Origin of the sequence: Streptomyces sp. R28 (genome assembly GCF_041052385.1) — a bacterium.
Taxonomy (GTDB): domain Bacteria; phylum Actinomycetota; class Actinomycetes; order Streptomycetales; family Streptomycetaceae; genus Streptomyces.
Window position 1 is genome coordinate 8,425,432 of sequence record NZ_CP163439.1, and the last position, 26,162, is coordinate 8,451,593.

Here is a 26,162-nt window from a genome sequence, read left to right on the forward strand (position 1 = left end):
ATGAGCCCTCTGCGCTCCTTCGCCGCCCGGCGGCTGCTTCTCGGCGCCCTGCAGACCGTGGCCGTCGTGCTGCTGGTCTTCGCGCTGACCGAGGCGCTGCCGGGCGACGCGGCGGTGGCCCTCGCGGGCGACCAGCCGGATCCGGCGCGCATCGCCGCGATCCGCGAGGCGATGGACCTGGACCGGCCGGCGTACGAGCGGCTGGCCGACTGGGCCACCGGCCTGCTGCACGGCGACTTCGGCACGTCCTTGGCATCCGGCCGCCCCGTCACCCAGTACATCGCCGACGGATTCGGACCGACCCTGCTCCTGGCCGCGCTCACCCTCGCCCTCCTCGTCCCCCTCGGCTTCGGTCTCGGCGTGCTCGCCGCCCGCCACGAGGGACGGCTGATCGACCGGCTGGTCAGCTCGGTGACGCTGGCCGTGTACGCGGTCCCCGAGTTCGCCCTCGGGGTGCTGCTGGTGACGGTCCTCGCCCTGAAGCTGGCCTGGCTGCCGCCGACGGCGGTCGGCTACGGCACCGACCTGCTCGGCCATCCGGCGGCGCTGGTCCTGCCGGTGCTGGTGCTGCTGTCCCGCCCGGTGTGCTCCCTGTCCCGCCTGGTGCGGGCCGGCATGGTCGACGCCCTCGCCTCCCCCTACGCCGCCCACGCCCGCCGTTACGGCGTCCCCGGCGCCCGCGTCCGCTACACCCACGCCCTGCCGAACGCCCTCGCCCCGGCCGCGCAGCAACTCGCCCGCACCGTCGACTGGTTGCTGTGCGGCGTGATCGTGGTGGAGGCCCTCTTCGTGATCCCCGGCCTTGGCACGGTCCTCCTCAACGCCGTGGCCGAACGTGACGTACCGGTGGTGCAGGGGCTGGCCGTGGTGTTCGGGGTGCTGACGGTCCTGCTGAACCTCGGGGCCGATCTGGTGGCCCACCGGCTCACTCCCCGCGCGGGGGTGGCCGCATGACGACGCATCGCCGCTTCGCGCTGGGCTCCGCCGTCATCGCCGTTCCCCTCGTACTCGCCCTCCTCGGACCGCTGTTCACCGGTGACCCGGGCCCCCGCGGCACGTCCTTCACCCTCGGCGGCGACCACTGGCTCGGCACCGACTTCGTGGGCCGCGACGTCTGGCGACAGGTCCTGCTGGGCGGCCGTACGGTCGTACTCACCGCCCTCGCCGCCACCGCGCTCGCCTACCTCGTCGCCGTCCCGGTCGCGCTCGGCAGCGCGCTCACCCGCCTGCGGTGGCTGGAGGAGCTGCTGATGCGGCCGCTGGACGTGCTGCTGGCCGTACCGTCGCTGCTGCTGATCCTGCTGGTGGCCTCCGTGCTCTCGCCGGGAGCTGCCGGGCTGGCGCTGCTCGTGGCCCTGGTGAACGTGCCGGACGCGGCCCGGATCGTGCGGGCGGCGGCGGGGGAGGCCGCGGCGCGCCCCGCCGTCGAGGCGCTGCGTATGCAGGGGGAGACCTGGTGGCGGATCGCCGTCGGCTACGTCGGCCGGTCGGCGCTGCGCACCCTCGCCGCCGACGCGGGCATCCGGCTGACCGGCGTGCTGTACCTCGTGTCGACGGCCGCGTTCCTCGGTGTCGGTGTCGCGCCGGACGCCGCCGACTGGGCGGTCATGGTCGACCGCAACCGCACAGGCCTGCTCGTGCAGCCCTGGGCCGTGGTGGTGCCCGCGCTGCTGATCGTGGCGCTGACTATGGGCACCAACCTGCTCTTCGACGCCGCCCTGGAGAAGAAGGCCGTTCCGCAGGAGGAGACCTCTTTCACGAAGAAGGCCTCCCTCGGGAAGAAGGGACGACGCCGGTGAGCCGAGCAGAGGAACCAGTGGTGGCCGAGATCCGCGACCTCCGCGTCGAGATCGACGGCCGCGCGATCGTCGACGGCGTGCACCTGCGCGTGCGGCCCGGGAAGGTGACCGCCCTGGTCGGCGCCTCCGGCAGCGGCAAGACCACGACGGGCCTCGCACTGCTGGGGGAGTACCCGCCCGGCGCCCGCGTCACGGGCGAGATACGGAGCACCGGGGACGGCCCGGTGGGTTACGTCCCCCAGCACCCCGCCGCCGTCCTCAACCCGGCCCGCCGGGTCGGCGCGCTGCTGCACGACATCGCCCGCCCCCAGGTCCGCCACCTGCCCCGCGCCGAACGCCGCGCGGCAGCCCGCGAACTGGTCCTGCGCGCCCTGTCCGACGCCCAACTCCCGGGCGGCGCACCCCTGTTGCGTCGCCACCCCCACCAGCTCTCCGGCGGCCAGCAGCAACGCGTCGTCCTCGCCCAGGCCCTGCTGCTCGGCGCCCGCGTCATCGTCGCCGACGAACCCACCACCGGCCAGGACGCGTTGACCAAGAGCCGTATCGTCGAGCAGCTGGCGGCGGTGGCGGCACGCGGCATCGCGGTCGTCCTGCTCAGCCACGACCTGGACGTCGTACGCGCCCTCGCCGACGAGGTCCTCGTCATGCGCGCGGGCAGGGTCGTCGAGTCGGGTCCGGTGCAGCGGCTGTGGACGGCGCCCCGGCACGAGTGGACGCGTCGCCTGCTCGACGAACAGCGTGCGGCGCCGCAGGGTACGAAGAGCACCGACGCCGCCCGTCAACCCGTCCTGGAGGTACGGGACTTGACCGCCGTGCACGATCACCGGACCATCGTCCTGCACGCCCCGCACCTCGCTCTGCACCCCGGCGAGTGCCTGGCCGTGGTCGGCCGCTCCGGCAGCGGCAAGACCACGCTCGCCCGCTGTCTCGCCGGACTCCACCGCGATCACGACGGCGAGATCCTGCTCGACGGCACTCCGCTGCCGCGCAGCCTGCGCCACCGTGACCGCGCCCAACTGGCCGCCGTGCAGTACGTCTTCCAGGACGCCCGCGCTGCCTTCGACGAGCACCGGCCCGTGCTGCACCAGGTGGCCCGTACCGCGGTACGCCTGCGCGGCGCCGGTGAACGGGCGGCCACGGACGAGGCGTCGGCCACCCTGACCCGCCTCGGCCTGGCGGCGGACCTGACCCGCCGCCGCCCCGACGAACTCTCCGGCGGCGAACTCCAGCGCGCCGCCCTCGCCCGTGCCCTGCTCGCCCGTCCCCGGGTGCTGATCTGCGACGAGGTCACCTCCGGTCTGGACACGGTCACCCGGCGCGGCATCCTCGACGTCCTCGCGGGCCTGGTCGGCGAGGGCGACGAGCTGTCCCTCGTGCTCATCACCCACGACCTGGACACGGCACGCCTGGCGCACCGCATCGCCGTACTGGACGCGGGCGAGTTGGTCGAACAGGGGGCGGCGCAACGGGTCCTGACGAAGCCCCGGCATCCGTTCACGATCTCTCTCATGGAGACGACGGAGCGTCTGGAGGCGGGGGCCGGGGCGGGGATCCGCAGATGAGCCGACCTCCGGGCGCCTTCGCGGAGGAGACGGGAAGGCCTCCGCGAGTGGCCCGGAGGTCGGCGGCTTCGGGTCGCGCGCCTCACCTACGACCTGGTCGGCAGGCGTCGGCGGCGCGGCCGGGCGGTGGCCCCGGCGAGCAAAGCGTGGATCCCCCGCACCGCGTCTCCCGGGTGGGTGGCCGGGGCAGCGAAGGGCAGGCGGAGGTCGCGGTGGGAGTCCGCCGTCTCCAGGCGCAGCACCAGGCCGTGCCGGTCGAGCCGCAGCGGCCGTACGCCGGATGCGCCGACCTGCTCCCGGGCCGGGAGCAGGCGGGCGAGCGGGGCCACGGTGTCGGTGTGGGCCGCGTCCAGCCGGGCCAGCATCTCCGCCTCGTGGGTGGCTGGGGGTCCCCCCGGCCGAAGGGTGGGGGAGGGTCGGGGGCGGCGAGCGTCAGTTCGTCGAGGCCGATGGTGGTCGTCCCGTCGTCCTCGGTGAGCACGGCCCGGGCCGGGTGGAACACCAGGGTCTTCGGGCCGAGGGCGCTGAGCCAGCCGCCCAGCGTCAGCCGGGCGCGCACCCGCTCGCGCACCGCGACGGGGGCGATGTCGGTGAACTCCACGAGCGCGGCCAGGTCGCCGTGCGGTGCCATGGCGAGCTCGGCGGCCAGATGGCCGTCCGGCTCGTCGTGCAGGAGCAGCCGCGCGGCGGCGTCGACGGTGTGCCGGCCGATCAGCTCCATGTGATGGCCGTGCGTGGTGACGGTCAGCGAGCCGGCCGCCGCCAGCACCGAGCGGGCATGCTCGGCGGGCGTCGGCTCAGGGCAGGGGGCAGCAGACATGGGGCCTTCCGATCCGGCGAGGTTAAGTTAGGTATGCCTAACCTATCTACACCTGCTCGGTGGTCACCAACCCGTCAGCAGCAGGTGATTGACGAGCAGGGCGAGCACCGCCTGCGCCGCGAGCCAGCCACGCGGCCCCCTCAGGAACGCGCAGGCGGGCAGCAGCCACAATGCGAACGGCAGCCAGATCCGCTCCGTCTCCGCCTTGCTCATCCCGGACAGATCGGCGACCAGCATCGCGACCAGCGCACCGAGTACGAGGAGTGCCAGCCGGACCTGGGTTGCTTCCGCGCGCCGGACGAGCGCCGCGCCCGCCCGCCGCAGCCCCGCCGCCGTCGCCAGGCCCACGATGACGACCGTGCACGCCAAGTTGGCCCACACCCAGTAGCCGTAGGGCCGTACACCGCCGACGCCCTGGTAGTAGCGGGTGACGAGCAGACGGTACGCCTCCCACCAGTTGAAGCCCATGACCGTGAAGGCGACGGGGGCGACCAGGAAGCCGGCCAGCAGGAAGGGGAGGGGGCGGGCGCGGCGTGAGCCCAGCAGCAGGACGACGGCCGCGATCACGGCGAAGAGCGTCAGGCCGTAGGAGAGGTAGGCGGCCCAGCCGAAGAGGAGGCCCGAGGTCAGACCCGTCCACCCCGGGCGGTGACCCGTCACCGCCAAAGCCAGGAATGCGACCGCCCACGCGGCGACCGCCGCGAAGTACCCGTCGGCCGAGGTGCCCACCCACACCGCGGCCGGGGCAAGGGCGAGGAAGGGTGCGGCGCGGCGGGCGAGCCGCTCGCCGGTCAGGGCGCGTACGGCGACCAGGACGGCGACCGCCGCCGTCGTACCGACGGTGATGCACCACGCGCCCGCCCAGCCACCGCCGCCCAGGCCGATCCGGTCGAGGAGGACGAAGGTGAGGGTGGCGCCCGGAGGGTGCCCGGCGACATGGGCGGGCCAGTTGTCCGGTGACTCGAGCAGGATGTGGCCGGAGAAGTCCCGGAGGGTGGCGGGGATGTCCTGGAAGCGGTCGATGACCCGGAGATACTCGTGCGCGGTCGTCAGTTGCCCCGCGACGCCCTGCCACCAGCCGTCGACCAGGGCCAGCGACCAGGTCCAGGCCATGCCGGTGGCCCAGGTGGCCAGGAGCAAGGAGCGCCACGGCATCCGGACCGCGAGTGAGGGGCCGTACGCCACCACGGCCGCGGCGACGGCGAGCGCGGCCGGTGTGCCGGGCCCGAGATGCGGGTCCCAGTCCGCCAGCAGCGGCGGCCAGTTGACCCGGAGCGTGCCGTGCCGGTGCTGGATCACCGTGCCGAGCACGGCGGCGACCGCGACGAGCAACGCGGCCGCCGCGGCCGCGTACAGGTCGCGGCCAAGGTCACGGTCAGGGGCCCCGGGCAGGTGGCGGTCAGGGGTCTCGGGCAGGTCGCGGTTCACGCCAGCACGTTAGGACGGGCGTCCTCCGCCGGACGGCTGACAGGCGCGGACGTCAGAGATTCGTCATGGTTCGCGGCGGCTTCCCGGGCCCCGCCGCGGCCTACGGTCGGGGCATGGCACGGTCTCCTCTCTCTCCCTTCTCCCCCGCCTTCTGGCGCAGTCCGCTGCGCGGCCCGTGGCTGACCTCGGTGCTCGGCGTCGTGCTGCTCGGCGGCATCACGGTCCTGTTCGTGACCGGGCTGGTGTCCTACGCCGCCTACAACCCCGACCTGGCGCCGGTGAACGACAAGACCCCGGACAAGGGGATCCTGGGCTTCTACCTCTTCTCCTGGCCCACCAGCCCGCACTGGCTGTACCGCCTCAACCAGGGCGTCCACGTCACGCTCGGCATCACACTGATCCCCGTGCTCCTGGCCAAGCTGTGGTCGGTCGCGCCGAAGCTCTTCACGCTGCCGCCCGCGCGGTCGCTCGCACACGCCCTGGAGCGGATCTCGCTGCTGCTCCTGGTCGGGGGCGCCCTGTTCGAGTTCGTGACGGGCGTGCTCAACATCCAGCTGGACTACATCTTCCCCGGCTCCTTCTACACCCTGCACTTCTACGGGGCGTGGGTGTTCTTCGCCGCGTTCGTCGTGCACGCCGTGCTGAAGACACCCATGGCGCTGCGGAATCTGCGTCAACTGCGGGAGGAGGAGAGTGAGTTGGTCTCTCCGGCTCCCGCCGAGCCAACCGTCTCCCGGCGCGGTGCGCTGTGGTTCGTCGGGGGCGGCTCCCTGCTGCTCTTCGTCACGACCGTCGGGCAGAACTTCGACGGGGCCCTGCGCCGGACCGCCCTCCTCGCCCCGCACGGCGGCGCCGAACCGGGCAGCGGGCCGGGCGGCTTCCAGATCAACAAGACGGCCGCGTACGCGGGGATCCGCGACGCCGACACGAACGAGGAGGCGTGGCGGCTGGTGGTCGTGGGGCGGGACGGGCGGACCGTCCGCCTCGGCCGGGCCGACCTGCTCGCCATGCCGCTGCACAGCGCGGCGCTGCCCATCGCCTGCGTGGAGGGCTGGTCCACGTCCGACCAGTGGTGGCGCGGGGTACGGCTGCGGGACCTCGCGGCGCTGGTCGGCCACGACGGGGACCCGCCCGACGTCCTCGTGGAGTCGCTGCAGCGGCGCGGTGCCTTCCGGCGGGCCGCCCTGCGCGCCAACCAGGTCGCCGACTCCCGTTCCCTGCTCGCCCTGTTCGTCAACGGCGAGGACCTGACCCCCGACCACGGCTACCCGGCGCGGATCATCGTGCCCGCCGCGCCCGGTGTGCTGAACACCAAGTGGGTGGCGCGGCTGACGTTCGGAGACCTGTGATGCGACGACCGAGGCCCACGCTGGGCAGCCCTCTCCAACTCCTCCTGCTGACCGGCTCGTTCGCACTCACCGGATATGCGGGAGTGCGGCTGCTGGAGGGGGACTGGTTCGGGATCGCGCTGTGGTTCGTGGGGGCGGCGATCCTCCACGACCTCGTGTTGCTGCCGCTGTACGGTGCGGCGGACCAGGTCCTGCTACGCGGGTTCGAGGCGGCCGGACACCGGCGATGGGTGTCGTACGTCCGTGTCCCCGCCGCGCTCTCCCTGCTGCTCCTGCTGGTCTGGTTCCCGCTGATCAGCGGCCGGGTCGCGGACCGCTACGCCTCCGCGACCGGCCTGTCCGCGGACGGCTTCGCGGCCCGCTGGCTGCTGATCACCGCCGCGCTCTTCGGCGGCTCGGCGGTGCTGCTCGCGCTGCGGTGGCGACGGCTGCGCAGGGCGGCGAAGGAGCGGCCGCCGGCCGTCCACTGACCGACGGCCCGCCAGCCGGCGCGCTCCGCGTGCCGCAGCAGGGCGGGGGTGCCGAGCCGGGCCCAGGGGAAGGCGGTGCCGGTGGCGCCGCGGGCATCGGTGACGTGGACCTGGACCCGTTCGTCGAGGTCCAGGTCCGGCAATGTCTCGGCGATCAACAGGCCGCCCGGGGAGAGGAGTTGTGCCGTCCGGGCGAGCAGGGCGGCCGGGTCGCCGCCGATGCCGACGTTGCCGTCGATGAGGAGGACGGTGCCCCAGCGGCCCTCGCCGGGCAGCGGGTCGAAGACGGAGCGGCGCAACGCCGGGCCACCGAGCCGCACGGTGCGGGTGACGGCGGCCTCGCTGACGTCGATACCGAGCACCCGGCGCCCCTGCCGGCCCAACGCCGCGACCAGCCTGCCCGGCCCGCAGCCGACGTCCAGCACCGCGCCCTCACAGCGCCGCAGCACCTCCAGGTCCGCCGCGTCGGCGTCCGCGCACCACCGCTCCACGTCGAGCGGCAGCAGCCAGCCGTCGGGGCGGCGCAGGAAGAGGGGACCGTGGCCGGTGCGCAGGGCGTGGGAGTACGGGTCGGCGGACCATGTGCGGTCGGCGGGCCACTCAGCGGTGCTGTCGGTGCCGTCGATGCCGGAGTCGGTCGGGTCGGTCTGGCGGGCGATCCGCGCCGCCGTCGCCTCCCGCAGGCCACTCATCGGTCCGCCACCGGGGCGAGACGCGCCAGCGTCGTCGCGAAGCGGCTGCCCGGGGCCGCCTCGGCGACCAGGTCGGCGTCGTACGCCGTGTCGACGTCCCGTAGGCACGGCAGGTCGCGCACCCGCAGGTCCGCGAGGCGGGAGCGCTGCACGGCGCCGGTCCGCGGCGTCGACATCGGTACGCCCCGCAGCCGTGCCGGGTCCGGTTCGGCCAGGCCCAGGGCCCAGAAGCCGCCGTCCACGGCGGGGCCGAAGCAGGCGTCGCAGCCGTCCCAGTCCACCGTCAGCAGCTCCGGCGTCACCTGCGGGGTGTCCATGCCGATGAGCAGCGCCGGGCCGTCGCAGCCCGCGAAGGCGGCGGCCAGCCGTTCGTCGAGACCGCCCGCGCACTGCCGTACGACCTCGAAGCCGGGCGGCAGCCAGGGGCCCGGCGCCCCGTCCAGGACCAGCACCCGGCGCCGCGCGGGCGTGCGCGCCACGACGTCCAGGGTGTCCGCGAGGGCGGCCTCCGCGAGCGCGGCCGCCTCCTCCGGCGTGAAGGGCGGCGTCAGCCTGGTCTTCACCCGGCCCGGCCGGGGCTCCTTGGCGATGACGAGGAGCGTGGTCACGGGCGGGTTCCCTTCTGTGCGGGGGTGTCCTGCCGGGCGTCGGGGCGGTCGGTGGGTTCGTGTTCAGGTTCCGGCCCGGCACCGGCCCCGGCGCGCCCTTCGTCCTCCGCCAGCACCCGGCTCATGTCCCGCACCGCCTGCCACGTCCCCCGCCAGGTCCCCGTCACCTTCGACGCCCCCGTGCGCGGCAGGTACGGCACGTCGTACTCGGCGATCCGCCAGCCCGCGTCGGCGGCGCGGACGACCATCTGGAGCGGGTAGCCGCTGCGCCGGTCCGTCAGGTCCAGGGCGAGCAACTGCTCTCGGCGGGCGGCGCGCAGGGGCCCCAGGTCGTGCAGGCGCAGGCCGGTGCGGCGGCGGAGGAGACAGGCGAGGGCGAAGTTGCCGACGCGGGCGTGCGCCGGCCAGGCCCCGCGGGCCCGGGGGCGGCGCCGGCCCAGGACGAGGTCGGCCTCGCCCGCCGCGATCCGCCGTACGAAGGGCACCAGGTCGCCCGGGTCGAGCGAGGCGTCGCAGTCGCAGAAGCAGACGATGTCGGCCGTGGCGGCGCTCAGCCCCGCGTGGCAGGCGGCGCCGAAACCGCGCCGCTCCTCGCGCACGACGCTCGCGCCGAGCTCGCGGGCGACGGAGGCCGAGCCGTCCGTGGAGCCGTTGTCCACGACGAGGGCCCGCCAGCCGGGCGGGATGCGCTGAAGGACCCAGGGCAGCGCCCCGGCTTCGTCCAGACAGGGAAGCACGACGTCGACGGAGGCCGCGCAGGGTTCACTCGCTGTTGCGGAGGGGGTCGTCACGGCTTTCACCCTACGAGCGCGAATAGTGCATATCGGACTACCGCTCCTTACGAAACAAGGACGTCGGGCGCCGACGGCGCCGCATGCGCGCGCGGGGTGCGAGGCTGGCGGCATGGAGCAGCAGCAGCCGTACCCGCAGGCAGGGGCCAGGGTTCTCGTGGTCGACGACGACCCCACCGTCGCCGAGATCGTCTCCGGGTACCTCGACCGCGCCGGATACGTCGTGGACCGCGCCGGCGACGGCCCCGACGCCCTCGCCCGGGCCGCCGCGCACTGGCCCGACCTCGTCGTCCTCGACCTGATGCTGCCCGGCATGGACGGTCTGGAGGTGTGCCGCCGGATGCGCGGCCAGGGACCCGTGCCGGTCATCATGCTCACCGCGCGCGGCGACGAGGACGACCGCATCCTCGGCCTGGAGGTCGGCGCCGACGACTACGTCACCAAGCCCTTCAGCCCCCGCGAACTCGTCCTGCGCGTCGAGTCCGTGCTGCGTCGCACCCGGCCCGCCGAGCCGTCCAGGACCTTGCGCGCCGCGGGCCTCTCGGTCGATCCGGCGGCCCGCCGCGCCGTCAAGGACGGCAGCGAACTCGCCCTCACCATCCGCGAGTTCGACCTCCTCGCCTTCTTCCTGCGCCACCCCGGCCGGGTCTACAGCCGGGAGGACCTGATGCGCGAGGTGTGGGGCTGGGACTTCGGCGACCTGTCGACCGTCACCGTCCACGTCCGCCGCCTGCGCGGCAAGGTGGAGGACGACCCGGCCAGGCCCCGGCTCGTCCAGACCGTGTGGGGCGTCGGCTACCGCTTCGACGCCACCGGTGCCGCTCCCGACGGAGAGGCGTGACCGTGCGCGACACCCTCCTGATCGCCCTCTTCGCCTTCCTCGGCGCCGCCGCGGCCGGCCTGTTCGGTGCCTGTGTGCTCCTGCTGATCCGGCGCCGCTCGCTCATCGCGCACCTCGCCGTGGTCGCCGGCGTCGGCATCACCGCCATGCTCGCCGGCACCCTCGCCGTCGCGCAGGCCATGTTCCTGTCCGGGCACGACCTGAGCGTCGTCACCACCGTCGTCGCCATGGCCGCGGTCGTCTCCCTGGCCACCGCCCTGCTGCTCGGCCGCTGGGTCGCCGCCCGCAGCCACGCCCTCGCGCTCGCCGCCCGCTCCTTCGGCGACGGCGGCGACTTCACCTCGCCCGACGGCCCCGCCACCGCCGAACTCGCCGCGCTGAGCCGCGAGTTGGAGGCGACCAGCGTCAGGCTCGCCGAGTCCCGCGAGCGCGAGCGGGCCCTGGAGTCCTCGCGGCGCGAACTCGTCGCCTGGATCTCCCACGACCTGCGTACCCCGCTGGCCGGCCTGCGCGCGATGGCGGAGGCCCTGGAGGACGGGGTGGCCGCCGACCCCGACCGCTACCTGAAGCAGATCCGGATGGAGGTCGAGCGCCTCAACGGGATGGTCGGCGACCTCTTCGAGCTGTCCCGTATCCACGCCGGCGCCCTGACGCTCTCGCTCGCCCGGATGTCCCTGTACGACCTCGTCGGCGACGCCCTCTCGGGCGCGGACGCGCTGGCCCGCGAACACGGGGTCCGGCTCGTCGGCGAGCGGGTCGAACCGGTGCCGGTGCGGGTGGACGGCAAGGAGATGAGCCGGGTGCTGGGCAACCTGCTGATCAACGCCATCCGGCGCACCCCGGCCGACGGCACGGTCGCCGTCGCCGCCGAACGCGTCCCCGAGGGCGTGGTGCTGTCCGTCACCGACAGCTGCGGCGGGATCCCCGAGGAGGACCTGCCCCGCGTCTTCGACACCGGCTGGCGCGGCACCCACGCCCGCACACCCCCGGCCGGCGCGGGGCTCGGCCTCGCCATCGTGCGGGGCATCGTCGAGGCCCACGACGGGCGGGCCATGGTCCGGAACGTCCCCGGCGGCTGCCGCTTCGAGGTGGTGCTGCCCGCTGCCGCTTCCTGAATGCGGGCAGCACCACCGGTCCGAGGAAGACTCCGAGGCAGACTACGCCCCCCGCAGTCCGGCTTCCGCGAACTCCCGCATCCCTTCCGCGAACTCCATCTCGGGCTTCCACCCCAACTCCGCCCGCAGCCGTGCGGAGTCCGCCGTGATGTGCCGTACGTCGCCCAGCCGGTATTCCCCGGTCACCACCGGTTCGGGCCCGCCGTATGCCGCCGCGAGCGCCCGTGCCATCTCGCCGACGGTGTGCGGGTCGCCGCTGCCGGTGTTGTACGCCGTGAGCGCACCCTGCGGCAGGGCTGCCGAACTCGCCTCCAGCGCGACCACATTGGCGGCGGCCACATCCCGTACGTGGACGAAGTCGCGGCGCTGGCGGCCGTCCTCGAAGACCCGCGGGGCCTCACCGCGCGCGAGCGCCGAGCGGAAGAAGGAGGCGACCCCGGCATAGGGGGTGTCGCGCGGCATGCCCGGGCCGTAGACGTTGTGGTAGCGCAGCGACACCGCCGTACCGTCCGTCGCGCGCGCCCACGCCGCCGCCAGGTGCTCCTGGGCGAGCTTGGTCGTCGCGTACACGTTGCGGGGATCGACCGGGGCGTCCTCCGCGACCAGGCCGGGCGCGAGGTCGGCGCCGCACACCGGGCAGGGCGGCTCGAAGCGCCCCGCGTCCAGGCCGGCGACGGCACGCGGACCCGGCCGCACGACACCGTGCCGTGCGCACTCGTACCGACCCTCCCCGTACACCACCATCGACCCGGCCAGCACCAGCCGCCGTACGCCCGCGTCGGCCATGGCGGTGAGCAGTACGGCCGTGCCGAGGTCGTTGCGGGAGACGTACTCCGCGGCGTCGGAGAAGCCGACGCCGAGGCCGACCATCGCGGCCTGGTGGCACACCGCGTCCACGCCGCTCAGGGCGTCGCGGACGGTGTACGGGTTCCGTACGTCCGCTTCGGGGGCGGCGCGGACGTCGTACACGACGGGCTCGTGCCCGTGCGCGGTGAGCGCCTCGACGACATGGGATCCGATGAACCCGGCACCGCCGGTGACCAGTACACGCATGCGCTCACGCTAGGGCGGCGAGGGGCGCTTCGGCCGTTGGGCGCCGGGCATGTCACAGGTCCGTAAGACGTCCGTGCGTGAGCGGGATCGTCATCGTGAACACCGTCGCCCCCGGCTCGCTGGTCAGGTCGATGCGGCCGCCGTGGGCGTGGATCAGGGACCGGGCCACCGCCAGGCCCAGGCCGCTGCCGCCGCGGTCGCGGCTGCGGGCCTTGTCGACGCGGTAGAAGCGGTCGAAGACGCGTTCCTGGTCGGCGGGCGGGATGCCGGGACCGGCGTCGGCGACGCGGACCTGGGCCGTGCCGTTCGCCATCGAGACCGCCACGGAGACCGGGGTGCCGGGCGGGGTGTGCGTCGCCGCGTTGGTGAGGAGGTTGTCCAGGACCTGGCGGACACGTTGGGGGTCCAGGCGGAGCCTCAGGGAACCGGGGCCCGGGGCCACCGTCAGCGGGTGGTCGGCGTGGGTGACCCGGAACGCGTCCGCCGCCTGCTCGACCAGCTCCACCAGGTCCGCCTCCTGCGGGCGCAGCGGCGTCTCGACCTCCGCGGCGTCCAGCCGGGCGAGCAGCAGCAGGTCGTCGAGCAGGAAGCCCATGCGGGCGGCCTCGGCGCGCAGCCGGGCCAGGTGCTTGTCCCGCTCCTCGGGGGCGTTGGCGGCCGCGTACTGGAAGAGGTCGGCGTAGCCCCGCACCGACATCAGCGGGGTGCGCAGCTCGTGCGAGGCGTCCGCCACGAAGCGGCGCAGGCGCTGTTCCGCCTCCGCACGTACCGCGAGGGAGTCGTCGATGTGCTCCAGCATCGTGTTGAACGCGGTACGCAGCTCCTCGACCTCGGGTCCGCCGCTGCGCCCGTCGTGCCGCACCGGCAGCCGTGCCGAGTCCGTCAGATCGTGCGAGGTGATGCCGCGGGCGGTGTGCGCCATGTCGCTCAGCGGCTTCAGGCCCCGCCGCAGCATCCCCCGCCCGAAGACGACGAGGGCGAGCAGCGCCAGCCCGAAGGTGACCACCTGGATGGTGATCAGCTGGCCCACGGTGTCCTCGATGTCCTCCATGGGCGCGGCGCTGACCAGCACCACACCGGGCTCGACCTCGCAGGCGCGCAGCCGGTACTCGCCCTCGTCCCGCAGGTGCTCGGTGCGCAGGAGCTCCGTGCGAGCGGTGGTCTGTGCCTGGGCGAGGGAGGTGAAGTCGTCGACGTCCTCCGGCAGGTCGGCGGGGTCCTCGGGCTTGCGGAGCTCGGGCGTGCCGTCCGCCACGTCGTACACGGCGTAGAACCAGCTGTAGTACTTCTTGCCGGTCAGCGTGCCGTAGTCCGCGATGCTCTTGGACTGGGCGATCTGGCCCTGCGCGAGCTGCGTGTCCAGCTGGGCCGACAGGTAGTCCCGCATGTACGTCGTCAGGGCGGTGCCGACGACGCCGAACACGATCAGGGACAGCACGCCGAGACCCAGCGCCAGCCGGGTCCCGAGCCGCATCCCGCGGTACCCTCGCCGCAGCCGCCCGATCACTCGGCCGCCTGCCGGATGACGTACCCGAAGCCGCGCACGGTGTGGATCAGCGGCGCCCTGCCGTCGTCGCCCTCGCCGTCGTCGGGCTCGTCGAGCTTGCGGCGCAGCCGGCTGACGACCAGCTCGACGACGTTGGAGCGCCCGCCGAAGCCGTACTCCCACACATGGTCGAGGATCTGCGCCTTGGTCAGCACGGTCGGCGACTTGCGCATCAGATAGCGCAGCACCTCGTACTCGGTCGGCGTGAGCGTGAGCAGCTTGTCGCCGCGGCGCACCTCGCGGGTGTCCTCGTCCATCGTCAGGTCGGCCACCCGAAGGACGGAACGCTGGAAGCCGGGTCCGGAGCTGCGCCGCAGCACGGTCCGCAGCCGGGCCATCAGCTCCTCCACCGCGAACGGTTTCACCAGGTAGTCGTCACCGCCCCGGGTCAGTCCGGCCACCCGGTCGGCGACCCCGTCCCGGGCGGTCAGGAACACCACGGGCACCATCGTCCCGGCGCCGCGCAGCCGGTCCAGGACGCCGAAACCGTCCACGTCGGGCAGCATCAGGTCCAGTACCACGATGTCAGGGTGGAACTCGGCGGCCAGCCGCAGCGCCTCCTCACCGGAGTTCGCGGTGACCGCCTCCCAGCCCTCGTAGCGTGCGACCGTCGCGACGAGGTCGGCGATGGGCGGGTCGTCGTCCACGACGAGAAGGCGTACTTTCTCCACCCGTTCATAGTGCGGCACCCGGCACCGGTCCCCGGGGGCGGGGCGGGCGCCGCGACCATATCGATAACCAGTTGAAAGAAGTACGACAGCTTTTCGACAGCTGTAGCCGGACAAGCTCGGTATCCACAGACGAGATCAAGGAGCTGTCGCCCGTGACGACCGTCCAATCGCCCCCTGCGCCCCCCACGGCGATACGCCCCAGGGTGGTCGCCCGAACGGGCCTGTACGCGGTGCTGGCCGCGAACGTGGCCGTGGTCCTCTACTTCTTCTTCGCCGCGGGCTTCGCCTCGAACACGCTCATCGTGCTCGGCCGACTGACCGGCCTGTTCGGCGCCCTCCTCATGGCCTTCCAGCTGCTGCTGGTGGCCCGGCTGCCCTGGCTCGACCACCGGATCGGGATGGACCGGCTGACCTCCTGGCACCGCTGGACCGGCTTCAGCGTCCTGTGGGTCCTCCTCGCGCACGTCGTGTTCATCACCTTCGGCTACGCCGAGTCGTCCTCCCTGGACCCGGTCAACCAGCTGATCGACCTCGCCGAGACGGTCGAGGGCGTGCTGCGCGCCGTCGTCGCGCTGGGGATCATCATCGTGATCGGCGTCGTCTCGGCCCGGTTCGCGCGACGCAGGCTGGCGTACGAGACGTGGCACTTCATCCACCTGTACACCTACGTCGCGGTGGTCCTGGCGTTCACGCACCAGGTCGCGGTCGGTACGTCCTTCACCTCCTCCTCGTCCGCCACGGCGTACTGGTACGGGGTGTGGGGCGTCGCCCTCGCCTCGGTGTTCGTCGGCCGGCTGGTCCTGCCGCTGTGGCGGAACCGGCGCCACCAGCTGCGCGTCTCCGCCGTCGTCGCCGAGTCCGACAACGTGGTCTCCGTCTACGTCACCGGCCGTGACCTGGACAAGCTGCCCGCGCGGGCCGGCCAGTTCTTCCTGTGGCGGTTCCTGACGAAGGACCGCTGGTGGCAGGCCAACCCGTTCTCGCTGTCGGCCGCACCCGACGGCAACCAGCTGCGGCTCACCGCCAAGGCGGCCGGCGCCGGCTCGGCGGGCCTCAGGCACCTCAAGGTCGGCACGCGCGTCTTCGCCGAGGGCCCCTACGGCGCGTTCACCACGATGCACCGCACCCGGCCGGAGGCCGTGCTCATCGCGGGCGGCGTCGGCGTCACCCCGATCCGGGCGCTGCTGGAGGAGCTGCACGGCCACGCGGTCGTGATCTACCGGGTCGCCACGGACCAGGACGCGGTCCTCTACGGCGAGCTGGTCGAGCTCGCCCAGGCCAAGGGCGCCGAGCTGCACCTGGTGACCGGCCCGCCCGTCCCCGACAAGCTGGCCCCCGCCGAGCTGACCCGGCTGGTTCCGGACATCACCGACCGGGACGTCTTCCTGTGCGGCCCGCCGCCCATGATGAACGCGGTGATCGGCAGCCTGCGCGAGCTGGGCGTGCCCAAGCAGCAGGTCCACTTCGAGCGTTTCAGCCTGGCCGGCTGAGAAGGACGGGAAAGACATCGTGAAGCGAGCAATACCTGTCCTGGTCCTCAGCATCGCGGGCCTGATCCCGGTCTGGCGCTACGAGCCGTCCCTCGGCACGGCCTCCACGGAAGCCGCCACCCCGGCCTCGACGCCCTCGGAGTCCTCCGCCGCGTCGGGTTCGGGTTCCGCCAGCACGGTCGTCAAGGGCTCGACCGTGCAGACCGACAAGGGCCCCGTGCAGGTCCAGGTGACCTTCCAGGGTTCCAAGATCACGGCTGTGAAGATGCTCCAGCAGCCGAACCATCCGCAGACGACGGCCGCGGTACCGAAGCTGATCGCGGAGACGCTGCAGGCGCAGAGCGCGGACATCGACACCGTCTCCGGTGCCACGATCACCAGTGACGGCTACAAGGAGTCCCTCCAGGCCGCCATCGACGCGAACACGGAGTCCGTGTCCTCCTCCGCCGCCTCCCCCTCGGCCTCGGCGTCCGCCGCCGCGCAGTCGCAGACGGTCGACGGCTCGACGGTGAACACCGACAAGGGCCCCGTGCAGGTCCAGGTGGCCTTCGAGGGCGACAGGATCGCGTCGGTGAAGATGCTCCAGCAGCCGAACCACCCGCAGACGACGGCGGCCGTGCCGAAGCTGATCGCGGAGACCTTGGAGGCGCAGAGCGCGGACATCGACACCGTCTCCGGTGCCACGATCACCAGTGACGGCTACAGGGAGTCCCTCCAGGCCGCCATCGACGCGAAGGGCTGATCATGCACCGAGTCGAACACGTCATGGGGTTCCCGGTCTCGCTGCGGGTCGACGAGGAGGGCTTCGACGAACGATGTGCGCAGGCCGCCGACGCCGTGTTCGCCTGGCTGCGTGAGGTCGACGCCCGGTTCAGCCCGTTCAAGGCCGACAGCGAGGTGTGCCGGCTGGACCGGGGCGAGATCGCGCGGGGTGACGTCAGCGCGGACCTCGACGAGGTGCTGGGGCTGTGCGAGGAGTACCGAATCGCCACCGGCGGCGCCTTCGACGTACGGCTGCCGGGGCGTGGGCTGGATCCGTGTGCGGTGGTGAAGGGCTGGTCCGTGCAGCGGGCGGCCGAGCTGCTGACGGCGGCGGGAGCGCGGCGCTTCGTCCTCAACGCCGGTGGTGACGTGGTCGCCTCCGGCGGGCCCTGGCGGGTAGGGGTACGCCACCCCGAGCAGGCAGACAAGGTGTGCACGGTGGCCGAGCTCACCGACGGGGCGATCGCGACGTCCGCCCGCTACGAGCGCGGCGACCACATCATCGACGGCCGCACCGGGCGTCCGGCGACCGGGCTGCTGTCCCTCACCGTCGTGGCGTCCTCCCTGACCGTCGCGGACACGGTGGCCACGGCGGCCTTCGCCATGGGCGCGGAGGGCGTCGAGTGGGCCGCCTCGCGGGAGGGCTGCGAGGTGTTCGCGGTGGACGCCGAGCGACGGGTCTCCCGGACGGAGGGGTTCCCGGTGGCTCCGGCGGTGACGGAGGCGCGGGCGGCGTAAAGCGGCCTGAAAGGGGCCGGTTCCACCGGCTGACGCGACTCGATCGGCGACGGCATCATGTCTCGAAGGGACATACGAGTGCCGTCGCCGGCCTCATGGGGCCGCGCAGCTGGGGGAGCGGTACATGAAGTGGTTCGGGCGGGGGCGGGCACCACAGTGGTACGCGGAGCTGGGCAGTATGACCAACGAGGAGTTCCAGCTCGGCGTCCGCTGTCTGGAACGGGTGCTGCGGGAGTACGGCCGCGGCGAGTACGCCCTCTGGCACCGGACCGGCCGTATCCCGCTGACCGGGACCTTCACCCGACCTCGGATCGACCTCCACATCGGCCCCTTGCTGCGTGACACCTGCACCTGGGAATACAAGACCTGGGTCAAGGGCATCAGGCGGGAATTCGAGTTCCAGGCCCGGCGCATCCCCGAGGTCCTGCGCGCCAGGACGGAGGAGGAGCGGCTGCGCCCGCTCCTGATGCCGCTCCTCATACCCGCCGAGGAGGACAGGGACCTCAGCGACGCCCTCGCGCGAAGGTGGTCGGACGGGGTGGTCGCCGTTCTCTGTGTACGGGCACCGCAAGGCACGCGAGCGGTCGCCGCGAGCGAGGCGAGCGCGGTCGGCGCGGATCCCGACGTGTGGTGGGAGGCCGCCCTGCGCAACGTGCGCGACGAACCCATCCACCTGACCACCACCGCGGCGGCGGACGGCGTACCGGAAGTCACCTATGCCGGCGGGGAGGACCGCTTCGGACTGGGCCACCTGCTGCGGATCGACGAACTGACCCGATGGTCGCTGCACCGGCTCGCCGAGCGGGCCGGAGGGCCGGCACAACACGGGGTGCTGGTGGGGATCCTCGGAGACCCCGGCCTGTTCATGTATCACCGGATCGTTCGGCGCCTGTGGGCCCAGGCCGTGGTGGCAGGAATGCGGAACATGTGCGCGGACAACGAGAACGACACCTCTTTCACCACCATCACCGGCGTGCACTGGTGGAAGGACGGCGAGGCCGTGCGGGTGGCGACGAGCACCGAGGTCTCCCCGAGGCTGGCGGAACTCCTGGACGCGGTGCCCGAATGACGCCCCCGGCGTCGAGCATGCCGGGGGCGTCGTACGGAAGGCCGGTGGGTCAGCCGACGTCGGCGGCGTCCAGGCGGTACAGCCCGCTGTGGTCGCTGACCGCCGTGCCGTTCTTCTTGACCCAGGCCGAGATCTCGGAGTTCGAGGAGCCCTGCCCGCTGTCGCTGATCACGATGTAGTGCAACTTGCCCGCCTTCACCAGGCTCTTGAGCTTGGCGAGGGTCATCGCGTCGTCCGTGCCGGACCAGCCGCCCATGGAGATCACCGGCTCACCGGACTCCAGGATGATCGAGGAGGCGGTCTGGTCGGTGGCCACCGCGACCAGCCAGGTGGCGCCGTCCTGGTTCTTCTTCAGGTACGTGATCATCTCGGAGGTGACCTCGGTGCCGCCCATGCCTCCGGCGGTTCGACCGGTTTGCGACTGGCCGGCGTTTTCGGTGTCACCGGTGCTCTGGGTGCCCGCGGTGCCGGTCGGCGGCTGCCCCGTGGCCTGGCTGTTGGAGCTGTTGGACCCGCTCGGCGCGCCGCCGTTCGGACGCTGGCCGCCACCCGTGCCGCCGCCACCGCCCATGCCGCCACCGGTGTTCGGCCCGGCCGTCGGGTTGGTGCCGTTGCCGCTCGCGGTCGTCCCCGCCGACACCGAGTACGCGGCGGGACCGGCCAGCAGGGCCACGACCCCCGCCAGCGCCGCGAGCCCGATCAGCCGCCGCCGCTGGGTGAACCGTCCGACCAGCAGCCCGAGCACGCCCGCCACACCGACCACGACCTCGGCGACGGTGTACAGCGTCCCGGAGCCGGAGACCCGCTGCAGCAGCACGACCGCCCAGACCGCGCTCGCCGCGACCGCCGCCGGCAGCACCCACCCCCACCTCGCCGCCGAACCCTCGACGAACGCCCGGTACAGCATCACGGCACCGACACCGGCCAGGGCCGCGATCCCCGGCGCCATCGCGGTGACGTAGTACGGGTGGAAGGTGCCCTCGGCGAGGGCGAACGTCAGGTAGTGCAGCACGAACCAGCCGCCCCACAGCAGGAGCGCCGCACGCTTGCCGTCGGTCCGGGGCGCCCGCCGGCGCAGCACCAGCCCGCCGACGAGAGCGACCAGCGCGAACGGGATCAGCCAGGAGATCTGCCCGCCCATGATCTCGTTGAACATCCGGTACAGGCCGGCCTCGCCGCCGAAGCTCGCCCCGTTGCCCTGCGAGCCCACCGACGAACTCGCCCCGAAGATACGGCCGAAGCCGTTGTAGCCGATGACGAGATCCCAGACGGTGTTGTCGGTGGAACCGCCGATGTACGGGCGCGACGAGGCGGGGATCAGATCGACGATCACCATCCACCAGGCGCTGCTCACCACCAACGCGACCGTGCCGACGGCGAGATTGCGGATCCGCCGGCCCAGGGAGGCGTTCGCGGCCCACAGGTACACCAGGAAGAACACCGGCAGGACGACGTACGCCTGCATCATCTTCGTGTTGAACGCGAAGCCGATCGCGACACCCGACCACACCAGCGGCATCAGCCGCCCGGTGCGCACGGCCTTCGTCAGCGCGGCGGCGCCGAGCAGCATCAGGAAGACCAGGATCGGGTCGGGGTTGGTGTCCCGGGTGATGGCTACGGTGATCGGGGTGAGGGTCAGGGCCAGCGCGGCGATCGTCGCCGCGACGACCCCGAAGTCCCGCTTGACCATCCGGTACAGCAGGGCCACCGAGCCGACGCCCACCGCGACCATCGGCAGCGTCAGCTGCCAGGTGCCGTAACCGAAGAGCCGGGCCGACAGGCCCATCACCCACAGCGCGAACGGCGGTTTGTCGACGGTGATGAAGCTGCCCGCGTCCAGCGCGCCGAAGAAGAACGCCTTCCAGCTCTTGGTGCCGCTGTAGACGGCCGCGTTGTAGAAGGTGTTGCCGGTGACGGAGGAGAGGTTCCAGGCGTACAGGGCGGTGGCCAGCACCAGGATCGCCCACAGGGCGGGGCGGGCCCAGCGCGGGTCCTCGGGGGCGCCGGTCAGCAGCCCGCGCGCACGGTCGGCGAGGTTGCCGGCCGGCGGTTCGGCGCGGTGCCGGGGCACGCCGTCCTGGACGTGCGCGGGGGGTGGGGCGAGGATCGTCATGACGCGTACTCCAGGTGGGTGTTCGCCCCGACGGGCAGGACAGCGGCGGTGGTACGGGCGGCCGGCACCTGCGGGGTGCGGGTCCGGCGCGGTACGGCGGGGAGGCGGGCGCGGCCGGTGACGGTGCTGCGCAGCATCCGGCCGATGCCCTTGAGGCCGTCGACGGCGGTGCGGACGATGTCGACCCGGCTGTCGGGGTCGTCGACCCAGTCGACCGGCACCTCGTGGATGCGGAGCTTGTTGCGTTGGGCCAGGACCAGCAGCTCGGTGTCGAAGAACCAGGCGGTGTCCTCGATGTGCGGCGCGAGCGCCCTGAAGACATCGGTGCGTACGGCCTTGAAGCCGCACTGCGCGTCCGAGAAGCGGGCCGCGAGACCGAGCTTGAGCAGCAGGTTGTAGGACCGGGAGACGAACTCCCGCTTGGGGCCGCGCACGACGTCAGCCTGCCGGTGCAGGCGGCTGCCGACGGCGAGGTCGCTGTGGCCGGACAGGAGCGGGGCGACCAGGGGCAGAAAGCCCTCGAGCCCCGTGGACAGGTCGACGTCCATGGAGGCGACGACGTCCGCGGCGGAGCGGCTCCGCACCTGCTTCAGCGCCCGCCCGCGCCCCTTGGCCTGAAGATGGACGGCGTGCACATGCGGCAGCCGCTCGGTGAGTTCGGCGGCGGCCTGCCAGGTGCCGTCCGTGCTCGCGTTGTCCGCGATCGTGATCCGGAACGGGAACGGGAAGGACGTTTCGAGGTATGCGTGGAGACGGCCGATGCTGTCGGCGAGGACATGCGCCTCGTTGTGGACCGGCACCACGATCTCGACCGACCGCCGCCGGACGCCTCCCACGTTCTTTTCGTTCATGCCGCTGACGATCGGGGCCGCTTCTGGGGGATCACTGAGGCCGTTCTGAGGGACGGGTGAGAATCAGCGGACTCACAGGGTGCGCACAGCGGGGCGATGCCGGGCGCCAAGGATTCCGCCGCGTCCGCTCCGGCTGCGTCCCTCCTGGCTTCACACCGCGGCCGAAGTGCGGAAACACGAGCGGTTTAGACTCGACCCGCAACAGCCTGCACGACTGTGACCGAAAGCGGGCGAATTCCGCCCAACCCGAAGGGTATTCGGCGTTTTGATACGGATAGATTCAGTCACCAAGCGATACCCGGACGGCACGGTGGCGGTCGACCACCTCTCGCTGGAGATCCCCGACCGCTCGATCACCGTCCTCGTCGGACCGTCGGGCTGTGGCAAGACCACCACCCTGCGCATGATCAACCGGATGGTCGAGCCCAGCGAGGGCACCATCCTCCTCGACGGCAAGGACATCCAGCAGCAACCGGTGAACACGCTGCGCCGGTCCATGGGTTACGTCATCCAGAACGCCGGTCTCTTCCAGCACCGCACGATCCTCGACAACATCGCCACCGTGCCCCGCATGCTCGGCTGGGGCAAGGAGAAGTCCCGGGCGCGGGCGCGCGAGCTGATGGAGCGGGTGGGGCTCGACGGGGCGCTCGCCAAGCGGTACCCGTACCAGCTCTCCGGGGGCCAGCAGCAGCGCGTCGGCGTGGCGCGGGCGCTCGCCGCGGATCCGCCGGTGCTGCTGATGGACGAGCCGTTCTCGGCCGTCGACCCCGTGGTGCGCAAGGGGCTGCAGGACGAACTCCTGCGCATCCAGGATGAGTTGGGCAAGACCATCGTCTTCGTCACGCACGACATCGACGAGGCCGTCAAGCTCGGCACGATGGTCGCCGTGATGCGTACCGGCGGCCATCTCGCCCAGTTCGCGCCGCCCGCCGAGCTGCTGTCCCACCCCGCCGACGCCTTCGTGGAGGACTTCCTCGGCGCCGACCGCGGCATCCGGCGGCTGTCCTTCTTCCCCTCGGCGGGCCTGGAGTTGCTGACCGCCCCGATCGTCGCCGTCGACGCCACCGCCGAGCAGATCGCCGCGGCCGGCGCCGGCGGCACTCCCTATCTCCTCGTCACTGACCCGGATGGCAAGCCCCTCGGCTGGAGCGAGCCGCAGGAGCTCACCGCCGGGGAGATCAAGGCCGGCCGACTGCTGTCGTACGGCCGCCCGTTCGTGGCCGGCACCGACTCGCTGCGGGCCGCGCTCGACTGCGCGGTGCTCTCGCCGACCGGTTGGGCCGTCGCCGTGGACGCCGGGGGCCGGGCCACCGGAGTCGTCTCGCAGCAGGTCATCGGCGAGGCCATCCGGGGCGCGCACGCGGAGGGCGGTGCTGCCGTGGAGCGCGGCGCGGCCGTGGAGGACAGTGCGGACGCGGATCCCGGTGCGGACGACAAGGTCCAGAAGGTCGCGCCATGAGTGAATTCTTCGACCTGCCCAGCGACCTCCAGAACAGCTACTTCGGACTGGTCGCCCTGCACTTGCGCGAGGCCCTGATCCCGGTGCTCGCCGGGCTCCTCGTGGCTCTGCCCGTCGCCCAGCTGTGTGTGCGGGTGCGCTGGCTGTACGCGCCCGTGCTGTGGGTGACGACCGTGCTCTACGCGATCCCCTCGCTCGCCTTCTTCGTCATCCTCATCGACTACACCGGCCTGAGCGAGCTCACGGTGATGATCCCGTTGGCCGTCTACAGCCTGGTGGTACTGGTCCCGGCGATCGTGGACGGTGTGCGCTCGGTGCCCCAGGAGACGCTGGCCGCCGCCACCGCCATGGGCTTCGGGCCCGTACGACGCTATGTCCAGGTGCAGTTGCCGATCGCGGCGCCGGCCATCATCGCCGGACTGCGGGTGGCGTCCGTGTCGAGCGTCTCCCTCGTCAGCGTCGGCATGCTGATCGGCAACGAGGGCGCCCTCGGCAACCTGCTCAACAGCGGCCTGATCTACAACCAGCCACGCCTGATCTGGCTCTCCGTGGTGGGAACGGCCGTCCTCGCCCTGCTCGTGGACGCCGCGCTGATCGGCCTCCGTGTGCTGCTGACGCCCTGGATGCCGCGCGCCACCCGTAAGAACCCGCGCCCGCTCGCAGTGAAGGAGGCCGCCCGGTGAACGTACTGAACTTCATCAACTCCTTCTTCAGCGACCACGCCCACTGGCAGGGCTACGACGGCATCCCGGCGCGACTCGGGGAGCACATCGAGTACACGCTGACGGCCCTCGGCATCGCCGCCGCGGTCGGCCTGCCGATCGGGCTGCTCACGGGCCACACCGGGCGCGGCGGCAACGCGCTCGCGCTCATCGCCACCTCGGCCCGGGCGCTGCCCAGCTTCGGCCTGATGGTGCTGATGTTCATCCTGCTGGGCCTGGGCATGGCCCCCGTCATGATCCCGCTGGTCGTGCTCGCCATCCCGCCCATCCTCGTCACCACCTACGAGGCGATGCGCTCCGTCGACCCCGCGCCGGTGGACGCCGCTCGTGGCATGGGCATGGCCGAGCCCGCGGTCCTGTTCCGGGTCGAACTGCCCGTCGCCCTCCCGCTGATCCTCAGCGGCCTGCGCTCGGCGGCGATCCAGATCGTCTCGACGGCCACCATCGCCGCGTACGTCAGCTTCGGCGGTCTCGGCCGCTACATCATCGACGGCCTCTACCAGCGGAACTACGAGAAGGTGGTGGGCGGCGCCACGCTCGTCGCCGCCGTGGCGATGACCACGCTCGCGGTGTTCTGGGCGCTGGGACGGCTCGCGGTGTCACCGGGGGTGCGCCGGCGTCACTGACGCGCCGGAGCCGGCCGTACGGCGACCGCGTCGACCTCGAAGAGCATGCCCGGCAGCGCGAGTGAGGCGACCCCGCTCAGCGTCTGGGCGGGGAGCCGGTCGCCGAAGCAGGCGTGCAGGGCCTTGCCGAGGGTCTCCAGCTTGCCGAGGTCGTGGTCGACGATGAACGTGCCGAGACGGACCACGTGTTCATAGCCGAGCCCGACGCCCGCAAGGGCCGAGCGCAACCGGTCGAAGGCCAGGTCCACCTGGGCCGCGAAGTCGCCGGGGACGGGCGCGCCGGTGGCGTCGGAGGCGTACTGGCCGCCGATGAAGACGAGTTCGCCGGGCGCCGAGACGGCGTGGCTGTAGCCGAACGGGGTCGGGTCGTGCAGGGCGGGCGGGTTGGTGATGGTGCGCTCGTCGAGGCTCATGGCAGGTGCCAACAGCCGTGCGCCCACGGGCATTCCGCGTCCGCCGTCATCCCTGCGTGCGTGCCAGTGCCAGTTCCAGGACGACGAGCAGGGCGTCCCTGACCGAGCCGCGCTCGCGGGCGTCGAAGACGACGACCGGGACACCGTCGGTGACGTCGAGCGCCCAGCGGATCTCCTCCAGGGTGTGCTCGACCTTGCCGTCGAAGGCGTTGACGGCGACCGCGAAGGGGATGGCCCGGTGCTCGAAGTAGTCGACGGCGGCGTAGCAGTCGTCGAGGCGGCGGGTGTCGACGATGACCAGCCCGCCGACCGCGCCCTCGACGATGTCGTCCCACATGAAGCCGAACCGCTCCTGGCCCGGTGTGCCGAACAGATACAGCTTCAGGGTGGGGTCGAGGGTGATGCAGCCGAAGTCCATGGCCACGGTGGTGGTGGTCTTGTGCGGGGTGTGACTGAGGTCGTCCACGCCCGCCGCGACCTCCGTGATGGCCGCCTCGGTGGTCAGCGGCTCGATCTCGGATATCGAGCCCACGGTGGTGGTCTTGCCCACGCCGAAGCCGCCCGCGATCACCATCTTGACCGGCAGCGGCGGTCGTACGGTGGCCGCCTGCGCGGCTGGCGCGCCTGGGGGTCCCCCCGGCCGGAGGCTGGGGGAGGCCGGTTCAGTCGTCGTCACGGAGTGACCCCTCGTGAGTCGGGGATGGCGCGCAGGCCGTCGATGACCCTGCGCAGTACGGATGCGTCGTGGACGATGCCGGAGTCGGGCACGTGCACCGTCAACTGCCCCGCGGCGCGCAGGTCCTCGGCGAGGACGCGCACCACGTTGAGGTGCAGCCGCAGCCGGGCCGCGATCTCCGCGATGGACTGCGGCAGTCGGCATACGGCGACGATGTCGTGCTGCTCGAAGGCGAGCCGGTCGAGCGCGTCGAGCCCCTCGGTGGTGGCCACCACCTGGGTCTCGACGGGCATCGACCGGCCGTCGGCGTCGGCCGCCACCCGGCCGGCGGTGACCAGGAACGGCCGTACGGCGGGGGCGGGGCCGACCGGGGCCGGACCATCAGGCTCCTGGCCGTCAGGGCCCGGTCCGTCAGGCTCCTGGCCGTCAGGGTCCGGCGGTGGGATGCCGTCCGCCATGGGCTTGTCCGTCCTCCTCGACCGGGTGCCTTGTCCTTAC

26 protein-coding genes are annotated in these 26,162 nt (G+C 72.6%); 13 read left to right on the top strand and 13 right to left on the bottom strand.

Translation table 11 applies throughout. The features are described from left to right. The 3 genes from AB5J49_RS36880 to AB5J49_RS36890 are packed head-to-tail and all read left to right on the top strand — an operon-like array spanning position 1 to position 3,361. Positions 1–954: an ABC transporter permease gene (locus AB5J49_RS36880; RefSeq protein ID WP_369175380.1), complete on the top strand. Its 954-nt coding sequence runs from the start codon at positions 1–3 to the stop codon at positions 952–954. After that, positions 951–1,799, top strand: coding sequence for an ABC transporter permease (locus AB5J49_RS36885; protein ID WP_369173182.1), 849 nt, complete (start codon positions 951–953; stop codon positions 1,797–1,799). Before AB5J49_RS36880 ends, AB5J49_RS36885 begins: the two co-directional genes overlap by 4 nt. Then, the gene (locus AB5J49_RS36890; RefSeq protein WP_369173183.1) at positions 1,796–3,361 is read left to right on the top strand and encodes an ABC transporter ATP-binding protein; all 1,566 of its coding nucleotides are present in this window, start codon (positions 1,796–1,798) and stop codon (positions 3,359–3,361) included. Before AB5J49_RS36885 ends, AB5J49_RS36890 begins: the two co-directional genes overlap by 4 nt. An 86-nt stretch (positions 3,362–3,447) precedes the next feature. Here the strand turns inward: AB5J49_RS36890 and AB5J49_RS36895 are convergent, their stop codons facing one another. Both AB5J49_RS36895 and AB5J49_RS36900 read right to left on the bottom strand, forming a co-directional pair. Beyond that, complete coding sequence (locus AB5J49_RS36895) at positions 3,448–3,726, bottom strand: DUF2470 domain-containing protein (protein ID WP_369173184.1); 279 nt, start codon at positions 3,724–3,726, stop codon at positions 3,448–3,450. Positions 3,727–4,244: 518 nt separating this feature from the next. Continuing rightward, complete coding sequence (locus tag AB5J49_RS36900; RefSeq protein WP_369175381.1) at positions 4,245–5,573, bottom strand: hypothetical protein; 1,329 nt, start codon at positions 5,571–5,573, stop codon at positions 4,245–4,247. 149 nt (positions 5,574–5,722) lie between these two features. On the opposite strand from AB5J49_RS36900, the gene AB5J49_RS36905 reads away from it, so the two are divergent. After that, positions 5,723–6,958, top strand: a complete 1,236-nt coding sequence (locus AB5J49_RS36905; RefSeq protein WP_369173185.1) for a molybdopterin-dependent oxidoreductase — start codon at positions 5,723–5,725, stop codon at positions 6,956–6,958. 316 nt (positions 6,959–7,274) lie between these two features. On the opposite strand, the gene AB5J49_RS36910 is transcribed toward AB5J49_RS36905, so the two are convergent. The 3 genes from AB5J49_RS36910 to AB5J49_RS36920 are packed head-to-tail and all read right to left on the bottom strand — an operon-like array spanning position 7,275 to position 9,528. Next, positions 7,275–8,120, bottom strand: a complete 846-nt coding sequence (locus AB5J49_RS36910; RefSeq protein WP_369173186.1) for a class I SAM-dependent methyltransferase — start codon at positions 8,118–8,120, stop codon at positions 7,275–7,277. Continuing rightward, positions 8,117–8,728, bottom strand: coding sequence for a DUF2064 domain-containing protein (locus tag AB5J49_RS36915; protein WP_369173187.1), 612 nt, complete (start codon positions 8,726–8,728; stop codon positions 8,117–8,119). The genes AB5J49_RS36910 and AB5J49_RS36915 overlap by 4 nt, the downstream gene beginning before the upstream one ends. Continuing rightward, positions 8,725–9,528: a glycosyltransferase family 2 protein gene (locus AB5J49_RS36920; RefSeq protein ID WP_369173188.1), complete on the bottom strand. Its 804-nt coding sequence runs from the start codon at positions 9,526–9,528 to the stop codon at positions 8,725–8,727. Before AB5J49_RS36920 ends, AB5J49_RS36915 begins: the two co-directional genes overlap by 4 nt. A gap of 103 nt (positions 9,529–9,631) precedes the next feature. Between AB5J49_RS36920 and AB5J49_RS36925 the strand changes: the two genes are divergently transcribed. Then, the gene (locus AB5J49_RS36925; protein ID WP_369173189.1) at positions 9,632–10,360 is read left to right on the top strand and encodes a response regulator transcription factor; all 729 of its coding nucleotides are present in this window, start codon (positions 9,632–9,634) and stop codon (positions 10,358–10,360) included. Positions 10,361–10,362: 2 nt separating this feature from the next. After that, entirely contained in the window at positions 10,363–11,475 is a 1,113-nt protein-coding gene (locus AB5J49_RS36930; RefSeq protein WP_369173190.1) for a sensor histidine kinase, read from the top strand. A 42-nt stretch (positions 11,476–11,517) separates the two neighbouring features. On the opposite strand, the gene AB5J49_RS36935 is transcribed toward AB5J49_RS36930, so the two are convergent. Genes AB5J49_RS36935 through AB5J49_RS36945 form a run of 3 tightly spaced genes read right to left on the bottom strand, consistent with a single transcriptional unit; the run spans position 11,518 to position 14,745 of the window. Beyond that, positions 11,518–12,528, bottom strand: coding sequence for an NAD-dependent epimerase/dehydratase family protein (locus tag AB5J49_RS36935; protein WP_369173191.1), 1,011 nt, complete (start codon positions 12,526–12,528; stop codon positions 11,518–11,520). A 52-nt stretch (positions 12,529–12,580) separates the two neighbouring features. After that, positions 12,581–14,035 carry a sensor histidine kinase gene (locus AB5J49_RS36940; RefSeq protein ID WP_369173192.1) on the bottom strand — a complete coding sequence of 485 codons (1,455 nt, stop codon included), beginning with the start codon at positions 14,033–14,035 and terminating at the stop codon, positions 12,581–12,583. Next, positions 14,032–14,745: a response regulator transcription factor gene (locus tag AB5J49_RS36945; protein ID WP_369173193.1), complete on the bottom strand. Its 714-nt coding sequence runs from the start codon at positions 14,743–14,745 to the stop codon at positions 14,032–14,034. The genes AB5J49_RS36940 and AB5J49_RS36945 overlap by 4 nt, the downstream gene beginning before the upstream one ends. Before the next feature lie 152 nt (positions 14,746–14,897). On the opposite strand from AB5J49_RS36945, the gene AB5J49_RS36950 reads away from it, so the two are divergent. From AB5J49_RS36950 to AB5J49_RS36965, 4 genes are all read left to right on the top strand, one after another. Next, positions 14,898–16,235 carry a ferric reductase-like transmembrane domain-containing protein gene (locus AB5J49_RS36950; RefSeq protein ID WP_369173194.1) on the top strand — a complete coding sequence of 446 codons (1,338 nt, stop codon included), beginning with the start codon at positions 14,898–14,900 and terminating at the stop codon, positions 16,233–16,235. Between the two features lie 19 nt (positions 16,236–16,254). Continuing rightward, complete coding sequence (locus AB5J49_RS36955) at positions 16,255–16,977, top strand: FMN-binding protein (RefSeq protein ID WP_369173195.1); 723 nt, start codon at positions 16,255–16,257, stop codon at positions 16,975–16,977. A gap of 2 nt (positions 16,978–16,979) precedes the next feature. After that, entirely contained in the window at positions 16,980–17,735 is a 756-nt protein-coding gene (locus AB5J49_RS36960; RefSeq protein WP_369173196.1) for an FAD:protein FMN transferase, read from the top strand. A gap of 124 nt (positions 17,736–17,859) precedes the next feature. Next, positions 17,860–18,804, top strand: a complete 945-nt coding sequence (locus AB5J49_RS36965) for a hypothetical protein (RefSeq protein ID WP_369173197.1) — start codon at positions 17,860–17,862, stop codon at positions 18,802–18,804. Between the two features lie 49 nt (positions 18,805–18,853). Here the strand turns inward: AB5J49_RS36965 and AB5J49_RS36970 are convergent, their stop codons facing one another. Then, positions 18,854–20,917, bottom strand: a complete 2,064-nt coding sequence (locus AB5J49_RS36970; RefSeq protein WP_369173198.1) for an ArnT family glycosyltransferase — start codon at positions 20,915–20,917, stop codon at positions 18,854–18,856. Then, positions 20,914–21,768, bottom strand: a complete 855-nt coding sequence (locus AB5J49_RS36975) for a glycosyltransferase (RefSeq protein WP_369173199.1) — start codon at positions 21,766–21,768, stop codon at positions 20,914–20,916. Before AB5J49_RS36975 ends, AB5J49_RS36970 begins: the two co-directional genes overlap by 4 nt. A 265-nt stretch (positions 21,769–22,033) precedes the next feature. Here AB5J49_RS36975 and AB5J49_RS36980 point away from each other — a divergent pair, with 265 nt between their 5' ends. From AB5J49_RS36980 to AB5J49_RS36990, 3 genes are read left to right on the top strand one after another with little or no spacing between them, the layout of a single operon-like run. Continuing rightward, positions 22,034–23,227, top strand: coding sequence for an ABC transporter ATP-binding protein (locus AB5J49_RS36980; RefSeq protein ID WP_369173200.1), 1,194 nt, complete (start codon positions 22,034–22,036; stop codon positions 23,225–23,227). Next, complete coding sequence (locus tag AB5J49_RS36985; RefSeq protein ID WP_369173201.1) at positions 23,224–23,910, top strand: ABC transporter permease; 687 nt, start codon at positions 23,224–23,226, stop codon at positions 23,908–23,910. Before AB5J49_RS36980 ends, AB5J49_RS36985 begins: the two co-directional genes overlap by 4 nt. Next, positions 23,907–24,575, top strand: a complete 669-nt coding sequence (locus AB5J49_RS36990; RefSeq protein WP_369173202.1) for an ABC transporter permease — start codon at positions 23,907–23,909, stop codon at positions 24,573–24,575. The genes AB5J49_RS36985 and AB5J49_RS36990 overlap by 4 nt, the downstream gene beginning before the upstream one ends. Here the strand turns inward: AB5J49_RS36990 and AB5J49_RS36995 are convergent. The 3 genes from AB5J49_RS36995 to AB5J49_RS37005 all read right to left on the bottom strand — a co-directional run bounded on the left by AB5J49_RS36995 (position 24,569) and on the right by AB5J49_RS37005 (position 26,122). Further along, positions 24,569–24,988 (bottom strand): RidA family protein, encoded by a 420-nt coding sequence (locus AB5J49_RS36995; protein WP_369173203.1) that lies wholly within the window; start codon positions 24,986–24,988, stop codon positions 24,569–24,571. The two genes, AB5J49_RS36990 and AB5J49_RS36995, sit on opposite strands and share 7 nt — an antisense overlap. 46 nt (positions 24,989–25,034) lie before the next feature. Beyond that, positions 25,035–25,562 carry an ATP/GTP-binding protein gene (locus AB5J49_RS37000; RefSeq protein WP_369175382.1) on the bottom strand — a complete coding sequence of 176 codons (528 nt, stop codon included), beginning with the start codon at positions 25,560–25,562 and terminating at the stop codon, positions 25,035–25,037. 98 nt (positions 25,563–25,660) lie between these two features. Next, positions 25,661–26,122 (bottom strand): DUF742 domain-containing protein, encoded by a 462-nt coding sequence (locus AB5J49_RS37005; protein WP_369173204.1) that lies wholly within the window; start codon positions 26,120–26,122, stop codon positions 25,661–25,663. Between the last annotated feature and the right edge of the window lie 40 nt (positions 26,123–26,162).